General features: G+C 41.9%; 7 protein-coding genes. All 7 read right to left on the bottom strand.

Going from position 1 to position 14,526, the window contains the following annotated elements; genetic code table 11:
• Positions 1-50: 50 nt before the first annotated feature.
• From QUA20_RS24750 to QUA20_RS24720, 7 genes are read right to left on the bottom strand one after another with little or no spacing between them, the layout of a single operon-like run.
• Positions 51-2,903 (bottom strand): type I polyketide synthase, encoded by a 2,853-nt coding sequence (locus QUA20_RS24750; RefSeq protein WP_333191984.1) that lies wholly within the window; start codon positions 2,901-2,903, stop codon positions 51-53.
• Positions 2,904-2,935: 32 nt separating this feature from the next.
• Complete coding sequence (locus QUA20_RS24745; protein WP_333191981.1) at positions 2,936-6,310, bottom strand: amino acid adenylation domain-containing protein; 3,375 nt, start codon at positions 6,308-6,310, stop codon at positions 2,936-2,938.
• Positions 6,311-6,363: 53 nt separating this feature from the next.
• Entirely contained in the window at positions 6,364-7,434 is a 1,071-nt protein-coding gene (locus QUA20_RS24740; RefSeq protein WP_333191978.1) for an HAD-IIIC family phosphatase, read from the bottom strand.
• Between the two features lie 4 nt (positions 7,435-7,438).
• A complete protein-coding gene (locus QUA20_RS24735; RefSeq protein WP_333191973.1) occupies positions 7,439-8,623 on the bottom strand; it encodes an acyl-CoA dehydrogenase family protein in 1,185 nt (394 codons plus the stop codon).
• Between the two features lie 44 nt (positions 8,624-8,667).
• Positions 8,668-8,919: an acyl carrier protein gene (locus QUA20_RS24730; RefSeq protein ID WP_172187958.1), complete on the bottom strand. Its 252-nt coding sequence runs from the start codon at positions 8,917-8,919 to the stop codon at positions 8,668-8,670.
• 19 nt (positions 8,920-8,938) lie between these two features.
• Positions 8,939-9,796, bottom strand: a complete 858-nt coding sequence (locus QUA20_RS24725) for a 3-hydroxyacyl-CoA dehydrogenase NAD-binding domain-containing protein (RefSeq protein ID WP_333191969.1) — start codon at positions 9,794-9,796, stop codon at positions 8,939-8,941.
• 28 nt (positions 9,797-9,824) lie between these two features.
• Positions 9,825-14,501 (bottom strand): SDR family oxidoreductase, encoded by a 4,677-nt coding sequence (locus QUA20_RS24720; RefSeq protein WP_333191967.1) that lies wholly within the window; start codon positions 14,499-14,501, stop codon positions 9,825-9,827.
• Positions 14,502-14,526: the final 25 nt, after the last annotated feature.

The raw sequence follows: 14,526 nt of genomic DNA, 5'->3' as shown, positions 1-14,526 counted from the left end.
AATTTCCTTAATTATTAGTCATTAGTCAGATGAACGATGAAGCATGAATGCTAGCCATACATTCTCAGTATCTCCAGTTGTTGAGACATGATCTCAACTTGTTGAGCCATTATTTCTTCAATCTCGCGATCGCCTACATTTTCCTCCTCGATTGTACGATCTACTTCTGTGAATTTATGGTCATGAACTGCTGGATTAGAAGGTTCAATCCAATATCTTTTTCGCTCAAAAGGATAAGTGGGTAAAGGAATGCGATCTCGTCGCTCGTGGCGATAAAATTCCGACCAATTGACCGATCCGCCAGCTAACCAAAGTTTTCCCAATGCGTTCAGCAAGAATGCTATATCTGACTTTCGATCTTTCGGATGACGCAGCGAAGAAAGTACAATTGTTTGAGTATTTTCTTCCAAACAATCTCTAGCAAAGGTACTCAAAGTGCGTCCAGGGCCAACTTCCAACAGGATTCGCTTTGGTTCTTTTAGCAACTCAGCAATCCCGTCAGCAAAACGCACCGTTTGGCGTAGATGTTTCCCCCAATAATTCGGGTCTGTTGCTTCGATTTCAGTAATCCAAGTGCCAGTTACATTGGACATGAAAGGAATTTGAGGAGCCTTTAGTTTGACTTTTCTAAGTTCGGCGATGAAATGCTCGAGAATGGGTTCCATCATATCAGAATGAAAAGCATGAGAAGTATGCAAACGACGACAATCTAAACCGAGCTCAATCAAACGATTTTGCAGCTCGTCAACAGCTTTTATAGAACCAGAAACTACACACAAAGATGGTGTATTAATTACAGCCAGAGAAAGTTCTTCACTTAGTTCAATTTCCTTTTCCGATAGAGGTACAGCCAGCATTGCACCAGCAGGAAGTTGCTGCATCAATCTCCCGCGAGTAGCAACTAATATCAACGCATCTTCCAGGGAAAACACACCAGCAAGAGTTGCTGCAACGTACTCTCCAATACTGTGACCGATCGCAGCTTCAGGAAGCACGCCCCACGACATCCACAACTGAGCTAAAGCGTATTCAATTATAAATAATACTGGCTGAGTAATATAAGTTTTTTTCAGTTGTTGTGCGGCTTCTTCTTCCCCTACTTCACTTGGATACAAAACGGTACGCAAGTCTATTCCCAAGTGCGGTATTAGGAGTTCGCAACAATCATCAATAGCACGAGTAAAAGTAGATTCAGTCTGGTAAAGTTCCCGCGCCATGTTCGCGTACTGCACCCCTTGACCGGAAAACATAAACACGACAGGACGATTACCAGAATCCTCGTGATGGGAGTGGGAAATATCGGAAATTAATATTTTTGTATTTTCTTTTTGCTCACTTTCTAGAGTCAGCAATTGTACAGCATCGTCAATATTTTGACATACCAACATTCGGCGATAATCGAATACTTTACGACCCACTTGCAGGGTGTAAGCCACATCAGCTAAATTTAGGTCTGGATGTTGTTTTAAATGTGTCGCTAAATTTCCCATTGCTGTTTCCAAAGCCGAACTTGTTTTAGCAGAAAGTATCAACAATTGATACTTTCTCCCTTTGTCCCCTCCTACCTTTCTCCCACGCTCTTGATTTGGAGCTTCTTCCAAAACGACATGAGCATTAGTACCGCCAATGCCGAAAGAACTGACGCCCGCACGACGAGGCATTCCGTCTGTTTTCCATTCACGGAGGGTTGTATTGACATAAAACGGACTCTTGGCAAAATCAATTTCGGGATTTGGTTTTTCAAAGTGCAAACTGGCTGGTATTTTCTGATGTTTGAGCGCCAAAACAGTTTTGATTAATCCCGTTATTCCGGCGGCTGTATTCAAATGACTGACATTAGTTTTTACAGAGCCGAGCGCACAAAAACCTTTCTTCTTAGTTTGCGATTCAAAAACTTCTTGCAGCGCTCTAATTTCGATGGGATCTCCCAAAGAAGTACCTGTTCCGTGAGTTTCTATATAAGTGATAGTTTCAGGAGCGAAACGAGCGATCGCTTGCGCCTGAGCAATTACCTTAGCTTGACCCGAAACACTGGGTGCTGTATAACTAACTTTCGCAGAACCATCATTATTAATAGCTGAACCTTTAATTAACGCATAAATGCGATCGCCATCCGCCAAAGCATCTTCTAATCTCTTAAGTACAACAATACCCACCCCATTGCCAAAAGTAGTTCCTCCTGCTTTTGCATCAAAAGCGCGAGTGCGAGCGTCGGTAGAAAATATCCCACTTTCTTGATAAAAATAACCTTGTTTTTGGGGAACTTGAATTGAAACACCACCAGCTAGAGCTAAATCGCATTCGTAACTCAACAATCCCCGACAAGCCGAATGAACGGCAACTAATGATGTAGAACAAGCCGTATTAACATTAATACTCGGTCCTTTCAAATTCAACTTATAAGAAATTCTAGTAGCTAAAAAGTCTTGGTTATTGCCAATTCCCAGCGGCAAATAACCCATTGATTGCAATAAATCGCGATTTGAAATAATATTATTCAGCAGGTATGTACTCTGGTTAGCACCTGCATAAACACCAGCCAAACCTTCGTATTGTTCCGGGTCATACCCCGCATTTTCCAAAGCTTCCCAAGCACACTCTAAAAAAAGACGATGTTGCGGATCTGTAATTTCAGCTTCTTTTGCCAGCATACCAAAAAACGAAGCATCAAACATTTCGATATCATCCAAGACAAACCCAGCTTTCACATAATTCGAGTCATTCAGCCAACTCTTTTCTACTCCCCCATCCCTTAACTCTTCATCACTAAACAATGAAATCGACTCCACTCCATCACACAAATTTAGCCAAAATTCATCGACATTTTTAGCGCCAGGAAAACGACCCGCCATCCCAATAATAGCAATTGGTTCCAACATACCCTCTCCTTCCCAGTTATCCATTGCGACCTCTCCTAAAAAATATCTTAATTTTCTTACCGATTCCTAGCTTGTTTAAACAGTTCTTTTTGTCTGGCTGCCGCTTGTTCTTGCTTCCTGACATAGCTATTAACTTCTTCAAACATTGGTTGCTCCCCATCCTGTTTTTGACTCAAATATTCCGCAAACATCTTTATAGTAGGATACTTAAATAAGTCGATAGCAGAAATATTTCGATCTAAAACCTTATGCAATTTTGCTTGAACTTTGACCAAAAGTAAAGAATGCCCGCCAATTTCAAAAAAATTATCATTAATCCCCACTTTTTCCAATTGCAATATCTCTTGCCAAACCTCAGTAATCAGTCGCTCTGCTTCAGTTTTAGGCATCGCATCATCCCGTTTCAAATCCCGGCGATTTTCCGGTACTGGTAGGGCGAGATAGTCTACTTTACCGTTAGGTGTTAAAGGTAATGCCTCCAACTGTACGACAACGGATGGCACCATATAATCCGGTAACTTTTCTGCTACAAAGCTGCGTAGTTCTAGGCTAATATTATCTGAGACAATATAAGCAACTAAGCGCTTGTTATCTACTTCATCTTCTCTGAGAAGAACCACAGCTTGTTTTACTGCTGGATGTTGGGTAAGTACCTTTTCAACCTCCCCTAATTCAATGCGAAAACCGCGAAGTTTGATTTGGCGATCGCTACGTCCCAAATACTCGATTTCCCCATTAAATCGATAACGACCGATGTCTCCACTTCGATAAAGATAAGCGCCCTCTTCACTGCTAAAAGGATTAGGGATAAACTTTTCTGCTGTTAGTTCTGGGCGATTGAGATAACCTCGCGCTAAACCATCGCCGCCAATACACAGTTCACCCGGAACGCCGATCGGAACGGGTTGCAGGTGCGCGTCCAGCACGTATACTTGCATATTAGAAATGGGACGACCGATCGGAATTGAAGAAAGAGATTGGTTTTTGCTCGTGTCGTACCAAGTCACATCTGCGGATACTTCGGAGGAGCCATAAAGGTTAATTAAAATACTTTGAGCCATCCTTTCTTGGAAGCGCTGACATAGTTCCACGGATAAAGTTTCTCCACTGCTAACCCAATACTTGAGTTTGGGAAGTCTGCTTTGTAAATCTGGAAAAGTTTCTAATAAGACGCGCAACAATGATGGCACTAAAACAAGGCGCGTAACCTGTTGCTGAGATAAAGTTTGAACCAACCGATAAGGGTCTTTTACTATTTCATCGGAAATGATGACAGTTTTCAGTCCGTGCAGCAATGGGGCAAAAATTTCCCAAACTGAATCTATAAAATTTAATGATGTTTTCTGACAGCAAATCTCTCCTTGTTCAAAAGGATAAGGATTCCAATTCAAGCGATTGACCGCGCTGCGATGGCGACCGAGTACGCCTTTGGGTGTCCCGGTAGAACCTGAAGTGTAGAGGACGTAGGCGAGCTGGTCAGACAATTTGGGATTTGGGATTTGGGATTTGGGATTAGATATCGTGTCCCATTCGCGATCGAAATAAACAACTACTGGAGTTACGTTTGCACTCAAAGCTGGTAGTTTTTTAATTAAAGATTCCCGAGTTAATAATACTGAAACTTGAGCATCAGATAATATGAAAGCCAGACGCTCTTGGGGATAGGCGGGATCTAACGGTACATAAGCTCCACCAGCCTTGAGAATGCCTAAAAGTCCGACTACCATTTCGATCGATCGCTCTACACAAATCCCTACCAAAACTTCCGATCGCACTCCTAATTTTCTCAGATAATCCGCCAAGCGATCGGCTTGTTGATTTAATTCTTGATACGTTAGCTGTCGATATTCAAATACGATCGCAACTGCATCTGGCGTTTTTTGTACTTGCGCTTCAAATAGCTGGTGAATACAAGCATCTTTGGGGTAATCTGCTTGAGTGCTATTCCAATCTAACAACTGCTGTTTTTCAGATGATGTTAATAGTGGTAATTCATTAAGACGCAGAGCGGGATTGGCGACAATTCCTGCGAGTAACTGCTGAAAATGCTCGCTCGTTCTGGCGATCGTAGCTGCCTCGAATATGTCGGTATTATATTCTATAGTTGCCATGAATTCCTCCCCTCTTTCTTCGATATACAAACTCAAATCGAATTTCGCAGTACCTCTATCGCTATCCAGACTACTCACCGTCAACCCCGATAACTCTAACGCTGGCATGGGAGTATTTTGAAGTGTGAACATCACCTGAAATAAAGGCGTATAACTCAAAGAGCGTTGCGGTTGCAGTGTCTCTACCAACTTTTCAAATGGCACATCGCAATGAGCGTATGCTCCTACACACGCTTGACGTACTCGACTTAACAACTCCCGAAAAGTAGGATGGCCAGATAAGTCAGTTCGCAACACTAAAGTATTGACAAAACAGCCAATTAATTGTTCTATTTCGCTCATGTTCCGGTTAGCAATGGGGGAACCGATCGCGACATCTTCAATTCCCGTGTAGCGATACAACAAGATTTTGAAAGCGGCTAACAAGGTCATGAAAAAAGTCGCATCTTCGTTCTGACTTAGCGCCTTGAGTGCTTTAGTTAATTCCGCCGTCAGAGAGAAGGTTTTTCTCGCACCTCGGAAGGTTTGTACGGCTGGTCGAGGATAATCTGTTGGTAATTGTAGCACGGGAGGAGTTTTACCCAACTGCTGCTTCCAATAAGCGATTTGTGTTTCCAGCGCCTCTCCTTTTAGGGACTGTTGCTGCCATAAAGCAAAGTCGGCATACTGGATGGGTAGTTCGCTAAGAGGGGATGATTTGCTATTAAAAAATGCTTCGTAAAGTGCTGCTAATTCGCGCATCAGTACGCCATAAGACCAGCCATCATAAATAATGTGGTGCATGGTAACTAGCAGCACGTAATCTTGTTCGCCGATTTGTAACAGCATCCAACGCAATAATGGCCCTCGATCTAAGTCAAAAGGGGATTGGCTTTGTTCGATCGCGAGTTGCTGAATTTGTTTTGTTTGTTCTGCTATTGATAAATCTGATAAATTGATTATTGGCAACTTTATAGTTAGAGATGGAGAAATGATTTGGACTGGTTGTCCTTCCATCATTGTGAAAGTAGTTCGCAGGGATTCGTGGCGTTCTATAATTTCGTTGAGACTGCGCTCTAGTGCTGGTATATTGAGCGAACCTTTGAGTTGGATTGCTCCGTGTTCGTTGTAGGAAGAATTGGTGCGATCGATTTGTTGGAGTAACCACAGTCTTTGTTGAGCAAAGGATAGCGGCGCAGGGTCTGTACGATCGCGTTTGGGAATAAGGTTTATGGGGAAATCAGACTGAATTTCACCCCGCAAGCGTTTGGCGAGAAGTGCTTGTTTGCTGGGGGAAAGTTGATGGCGTCTTGCTAGTATTTGTTGTTTGTTTATGTCCATTTTTTTATAATCTCCTGGTAAGTTTTTTCGATCGCAGATGATTGTAGATTTTTCTAATTGATGATTTCGATGTTCATATATTTGGGGTAAGGTTGAATTGTTTTTAGATCGTTTTCGAGAATTACCAGAGCGCCGTTGTTGTCAATTTCTTTGAATCCGGAAAATTTATAAGCGATGTACATCATCCGATTTCGATTGTTTGAAAGGAATTCTGCACGCAATCGAACGTTATTGTCTTTAGCGAGTTCGAGCAGATAATTTAGCATAACTGTGCCGACACCTCTAGACATGACGCGACAGGACATCAGGAAGAGTTTTATAGTCCAGAAGCTCTCGGAATATTCGAGGAGAGCTAAGCCGATTTTCCCATAATTTCCATACTTATCATTTAAACTGGCGATCAGCAGTTTGTGGTTATCCGATCGACTAAACATATTCAGTTCGTCATAGGAATATGTGTAACCTGTTGTATTTAGTTGATTGGTGCGTACTGTTAGTTCTTCGGCTCGCTGTAAATCTTCTTCTTTAGCTGCAGAAATCGTCAAGTGCATATTTAGGGTAGCTAAGAATTCTTCTTGCGAACCGATGAATTCTGATTCAGCTTGATTTCGCTGGATATCGCTGATATACATCTGCCTTCTTTTTTGGGAATCCTCTGTGATAAAACGAGGATTCATTTCTGGCATTTCTAGTAGATATTCTAGGCGATCGACATTAATACAAAGGACTTCAGGGAGTGAAAATTTTACTTCTTCGAGTTCAAAAATTTGGTCGTCAACAAAAGCGATCGCATCCGTACCGATATTAATTAATTTAGCAATTTCTTTAATCGAAGAAACCTTAGAATTCCAATGGATCTGAGGATAGATAAAATACTCGTGCAATCCTAGTTCTTCAAGTTTCTCGCTCGCACTACTATATTCATTTTTGCTAGCGATGGATTGTAAGATTCCTCGACAATCCAAAGTTTTGATGATGTCGAGTATATCGGGTCGCAAGCAAACTCGATCTCCTTCTAACAATATGCCGTTCCATATGGTGTTATCTAAATCCCAAACGACACATTTGATGGAGCGTGTTTTTTCTTGTTTGTTGTCTGTTGGCGCAGAATTTAAACTAATCATTTTTTCACGTCCTTGCTACTAATTCTTGAGCTATCGAACTGCGATTTTGTGAGAATTTATATTCTTGATAACCGTACTCAGCGATGGTAATTTCTTGAATTTGGGTACTACCTTCGATGATTTCCATGATTTTTGCATCCCGTAAATACCGTTGAACTGGGTATTCGCTGCTGCAACCATTTCCGCCGTGAATTTGGACGGCATCATTGGCTACTTTGGTTGCGATCGTAGAAGCAAAATATTTGGCGATCGAGGTTTCCATAATTGAGTTGGGGTCGCCAATATCTTTGAGATAACCTGCTTGATAACATAGTAATCGGGCGGCTTTGATATTCGCGAGCGCCTCAGTAATCATTTGTCGAATTAGTTGATGCTCTTTGAGATAAACATCAAATTGCTTGCGTTTACTTGTATATTCAATGCAGGCTTCTAAGCAAGCTTGAGCGATTCCTACACAACCGCACGCGACACTGTATCGTCCCAAATCAAGTGCAGAAGATGCTACGTGCGAGAAACCAAAACCTTGTCTGCACACGAGATTTTCTTGGGGAATTCGACAATTATTTAGGTGCAGTTCTGCTAACATCGAACCTCTGACACCTAACATTCCAAAAATTGGTTTAATGGAGAGTCCCGGACTGTTTTTTTCCACTAAAAAAGCAGAGGGTTTACCTTCCCACTTGGCAAAAACTAAGAAAACATCGGCAATTTGTCCGTAAGTAATCCATTTTTTTTGCCCGTTTAAGATATAAGAGTCGCCAGAAAGTGTTGCTGTCGTCTCTACGGCTTTGGCATCGCTACCTACGTTAGGTTCGCTCAATGCGAAAGCTGCGATCGCATCGCCGGATGCTAATTTAGTCAGCCAATGCTCTTTTTGAAATTTACTTCCCCATTTGAGAATAGCATGAGCGACCATAGAATGAACTGTTAGCAAACACCTTAGCGAAGAACATCCCCGTCCGATTTCCTCGTTTAGGAGACCGTAGGCGATCGCATCCATGCCAATGCCGCCCCAGTCTTCGGGTAATATGGCTCCTAAATATCCTTTTTGAGCTAACTTTTGGATGATTTCGGGCGGCGTTCTTTCTTCGCGATCGATGCGAGCGGCATGAGGAACTATTTCTTCATCTACGAAAGCTCTAAAAGTGGAGTGTTTTTCTTTTTGCTGAAAACTTAATTCTATTTTCATTGTATCACTTAATTCCTCCAAAGGTCAACATTAAATCACATTTTTTACTCTCTCGCCAGTACGGTAGTTTTCCGTTCTAGTAACGCCGCCATCGAGTTGATACTCCTGAAGTTGGCAAATTCCAGGTCTTCGTTTTCGATCGTCACTTCAAACTCTTTTTCTATAAACAACACCAATTGCATGGCAAACATGGAATTGACGAATCCCAAAGCAAAGATGTCTTCATCATCCTGCAAGTCATGGTTGCCGAAAAACTGAGAAAGGAATTTTTTGATTTTGTCTTTAGCTGCTTTCATGTTCTGTAATTTCTAATGACTAATGATTGTAGGTATAGAAACCTTTTCCGCTTTTTCGCCCGTGCAATCCAGCATCTACCATTTTTTTGAGTAAAGGACAGGGGCGATATTTACTGTCATTGAAGCTTTCGTACAATACTTCGATCGATAAAAGAATTGTATCTAATCCGATTAAATCTGCTGTTTCTAATGGTCCCATTTTGTGACCGAAACAAGATTTAAAAATTTTATCAACCTGTTCGGCTGAAGCTACTTCCTCTTGCAACAGAAAAATTGCTTCATTAACGGTTAACATTAGCACCCGATTGGAAACAAAACCAGGCGAATCATTAACTAAGATAGATTCTTTCCCCATCTTCGCTAATAATTTTGTGGCGGTTTCGATCGTCGGCTCAGAAGTATGATAGCCGCGAATCATTTCCACCATCGGCTTCATCGGTACGGGGTTCATGAAATGAATGCCAATAACTCGATCGGCCCTCTTGGTAGCGGAAGCGATCCGAGTAATGGAAATGGCCGATGTGTTGGCGGCAAAAATAGTTTCTTCCGGGCAAATTGCGTCTATTTTACTGTATACCTCCTTTTTAATATCCCATTTTTCAGTAACATTTTCAACTACGAATTCCGCTTTTTCTAGGAACTGATAGTTAGTGGAAAAAGTAATTTTATCCAAAATGTCATTTGGACTATCGGCTTTCTCATTTTTGTTGAAAAACCCTTGAAAACGGATATTATTTTTGATTTCCTGTTTCGCTCGTTCCAGAATATCATCCGAAATATCTAAAAGCACCGCATGATGTCCGGTTTGGGCTAGATTTTGCGCTACCCCAACTCCCATAACACCTGCTCCGATTACACCGACTGTTTGAATGTTCATACTTAATCCTTTGGTCATTGGTCATTGGTCATATCATGGAGTTAACTGGTACAAGTTCGCTAACTTCATCTTCAGTTAATCTTTCTAATTCGTTGATGATGATTTCCTCAATAACAAAAGCTAATTCAGCTACAGATGGTGACTGAAAAAGGGAAGGAATAGATAGTTCTATCTGGAAGTCTTGGCGAAGCCGAGAAATTAACTGAATCCCGATCAAAGAGTTTCCTCCCAAGTCAAAAAAGCTGTCATTTATGCCTACGCCATCGATTCCCAGCAACTCTTGATAAATGCCAGCAATTCTGTACTCAGTATCATTGCTAGGTGCGACATATGCAGTTTTTAGAATCGGTCGTTTGTGGGTTGATTTGGTACTAGAAGTTTCTAAATTTTCCAGTACATTTGCTAGCGTAGAAATCTGGTCGTGTTCGATGACAGTTTGGAGATTTCGCGTTGAGACAATGACTTGAGGAAATGTATTAGACAAGATATAGTCTAACGCTTTTACACCTTCTTGAGAGGTAATGCTGTATTTCTCTCGCGCCTGCTTAATCTGAACTTGTACTTCTGGAGGCAATGATGAAAGCCATTCATCTTGCAAGTTGTTTTCTTGCCAGCCATCCCAATTAATAGAAACTGTCAGCATTTCGTGCCTGAAGAAATTATAATGGGCAAAGGCATCGAGAAAAGAACTTGCTGCACAGTAATCTGCCTGACCTAATCCACCGACAATTGAAGAAATTGAAGAAAATAGAACGAAAAAATCTAGCTTTTCATCCTTCAATACCTCATTTATTACCAATGTTCCTTTCACTTTAGGTGCAAAAACACTTTTGGCTGCTTCGGGATCTTTCTGCTGAATAAAACTGGCACTGGCCGTTCCGGCGGCGTGAATTACTCCATTAATTTTACCAAATCGATCGCGTACCTGATTCACCATCGCTTGCATTTGTTCAAAGTTGGAAACATCTGCTTTGACGGTGAGAATTTCTGCGCCCAAATCTTCTAAAAACTTAACTTTTTCAACCTTCAATCTGTTTTGTTCGTCATGTTGCCATTCAGCTTTTGAGGGTAATCCAGATTGGCCAATTAATACTAACTTAGCTTGGGCTGTTTTTGCTAAGTATTCTGCCACAATTAGTCCGAGTTTCCCCAATCCTCCTGTGATTACATATACTCCTCCTTTCCGTAATCTAGTCGTAGGTAGAGTTTGACCTTTCATGGGCAAAGTTTTAAAGTCTTGTACCCAGCGATGATTGCCGCGATAAGCGATAACACGATCGGGAGTTTCCGCAGTCAATTCTACTAACAATTGGTTTATTAATTGCTGCCATTTCCGAGTTTCCGTTCGTGGAAGCGCGATGTCAATGCTACGACAGGCAAGGTTTGAATATTCCTGGGAAATTACCTTGCATATTCCTAAAATCGTGGCTTTTTCTGGATACAACTCCTCTTCGTCAAATACCTCCTGCATATTATTGGAAATCGCACAAAGTTGCAGAGAGTCAGTCAGATTACGTTCTCCCAGTGCTTTTGCCAAAAACAGTAAACTATAGAAACCAAGCTGTTGAAATTTATCAAAATCATCAAGTCTTTTAGGGATGCGATCGCTCGGTGTTACGTTCCACAAATGGGCAATAATTTGCGGAAGTTCACCCAAGCTTTGAATCTCATTCAATAAAGTATCATAATCTTCTTTCTTTTCAGGGTTAATCGCGTATTCGCGATCGCCTATCTTATCGAATTGCTCACCACTTCTCACCACTATTACATCTTGATTCTGGCGCTCAAGTCTTTCTACGAGTTGAGAGCCTACCCCACAGCGATCGATAAACACCAGCCACGATTGTTTTTGAGCAATTAATTTATCGGTTTGCAACGATATCGATAACGGAGATTGTTTCCAATATGGAATGTAAAACCAATCGGAAATATCAAGTTTGTGTTCTAAATCTTTCCGAACATGATGGAGATTTGGCGTATTTTTGGGAGGTTCGATCCAGTAACGTTGACGCTCGAACGGATAAGTCGGTAATGGAATTCGAGAACGGCGATCGCTAGTATAAAATCCCGACCAATCTATCTTGACTCCTGAAAGCCAAAGCTGACCCAAAGTATTGAACAAGAAAGCCAAATCTGACTGTTGATTGTAAGCATCTCGCAGCGAGGGTAACGCGACTTTATCCGCGATCGCCACATTTTCTAAACACTGTAACGCCAAGCTGCACAGCGTCTGTCCCGGCCCGACTTCTAATAGAATCGGTTTGTGTTTTTTCCACAACTCTTGCATCCCATCAGCAAATAACACGGGTTGACACAAATGCTGAGTCCAATAATTAGGATCGGTAGCAAGTTCTGCGGTAATCCAAGTTCCGGTGACGTTTGATATATAAGGAATTTTTGGTGCTTGAAGATTGACGGTTTTCACTAATTCGGTGAATGGTTGAGCGATCGCTTCCATCATCTGAGAATGGAAAGCATGGGAACTTTGCAAGCGCCGACAAGCTAAACCTTTTTCAGTTAGTTGAGCAGCCAATTCATCTATAGCGTTTGTAGTTCCCGCTACTACGCAAAAAGCAGAACCATTAATTGCCGATAAAGAAAGGTTTTTATTCAGCAAAGGACGTACCTTTTCCTCACCCAAAGGAACCGCCAACATCGCTCCATTTGGTAACTCTTGAATCATCTGCGCTCTTTTGGCGACGAGAGTAAGAGCATCTTCTAGAGATAACACTTCTGCTAGCGTGGCGGCGACATATTCACCGATGCTGTAACCGATCGTTGCCACAGGATGAATTCCCCAGGAAATCCACAACTGAGCTAAAGCATATTCGGCAACAAAAATAGCGGGTTGAGTGAGACGAGTTTCATTTAGTTTTTGAGTAGTTTCATCTACCTTTTGTTCGCCGCGACCGAGCATTTTTCGCAGATCGAAACCTGATGGAGAGGTGGTTTTCTGCTCGTTGCGATCGCGATACATTACATCTCGTAAATCCAAACCAAGCAGAGGTATTAGAAATTCGCAACAGCGATCGACTGTCTCTTGAAATGTCGGTTCAACTTGGTATAATTCCCAACCCATGTTGACATATTGAGTTCCCAGTCCTGTAAACATAAAAGCGACTGGACGTTCGATTCCATCCTGAATATTATTGAGAACTCGTTTGGGATTTTGAAGTGCTGCGATCGCATCTTGAATATCTTTGCAAACCACCGTTCGCCGATGCTCAAAAGATCGACGACCTACTTGCAAGGTGTAAGCGACATCAGCTAAGTTGAGGTCAGGATGCTGTTTTAAGTGTTCGGCTAAATTTGCCGTCGCCGTTTCCAAAGCTGAGTTAGTTTTGGCAGATAACATTAGTAATTGCCAAGTACGAGATGTTTCAGAAGTTTGAGCAGGCGGCGCTTCTTCGAGAATTACGTGAGCATTTGTACCTCCAATTCCTAAAGAACTAACCCCAGCACGGCAAGGATTTTGGTGCGTTTCCCACTGTGAAAGTTTGGTGTTGACGTAAAACGGACTGTTAGCAAAATCAATCTTGGAATTGGGTTCTTCAAAATGCAAACTTGGTGGAATTAACTGATGTTCGATGGCTAAAACTGTTTTAATTAAACCTGCTACGCCAGCAGCAGCACCGAGATGTCCGAAATTAGTTTTAACGGAACCAACTGCACAGAAAGCTTTTTGTGTAGTACGATTTTGAAAAACTTGGGTTAGCGCAGCAATTTCGATCGGATCTCCTAAAGGTGTTCCGCTTCCGTGAGCTTCAATATAATTTATTGTTTCCGGTTCAATTCCCGCGATCGCTTGAGCTTCGGAAATCACTGCTGATTGACCATCTGGACTCGGAGCAGTATAGCCAGCTTTCAACGCGCCGTCATTATTAATTGCCGAACCTTTGATAATTGCGTGAATGGAATCTCCATCTGCGATCGCATCATCTAACCGCTTGAGAACCACAACTCCTACACCGCTACCGAAAATACTTCCCCGCGCTTTAGCATCAAAACTTCGGCAATGTCCGTCGGGAGAAGCAAATCCCTCTTGAGACAAATACCCAACCTTCTGTGGAACGCGAACTGCAACGCCACCAGCCAAAGATATATCGCATTCGCCATTCAATAAACTTTGGCAAGCGATATGAATAGCCACCAGTGAAGTAGAACAGGCGGTTTGAACGCTGACACTCGGCCCTTTGAGGTTCAATTTATAAGAAACTCTGGAAGATAGATAATCTTTATCATTTCCTAGCAGCGTTTGTAAATCTGATAGACCAAAATTAGGATAGATATTGTTGAGCAGGTAAGTGTTAGTTTCTGAACCTGCGTAAACACCGATCGAACCTTGGTAAGTTTCCGAATTGTAACCTGCATTTTCTAGTGCTTCCCAAGCAGATTCCATAAATAATCTATGTTGGGGATCTAAAATTTCAGCTTCTTTCGGACTGAAGCCGAAAAACTCAGCATCAAATCCTTCAACGCCTGCCAGGACAGCATTAGCTTTAACGTAATTAGGGTTGTTCAGCAAAGTTGAGTCTACACCTGAAGAGAGTAGTTCTTCATCTGAAAAAAATGCAATTGACTCTACACCGTCTCGCAGATTCTGCCAGAAAACATCGATATCTTTTGCACCAGGGAAACGACCTGCCATTCCGATAATGGCTATTTCCGACCCATTCATATCATTCTGTAAATGCACTTCACTCATCTTAACCTCCTTTCTTATTTATCAT

The sequence above is a fragment of the Microcoleus sp. Pol7_A1 genome, assembly GCF_036701085.1.
Taxonomy (GTDB): domain Bacteria; phylum Cyanobacteriota; class Cyanobacteriia; order Cyanobacteriales; family Microcoleaceae; genus Microcoleus; species Microcoleus asticus.
The sequence above is the reverse complement of the archived record's forward strand: the minus strand, read 5'-3'. Positions and strand labels throughout refer to the sequence as shown.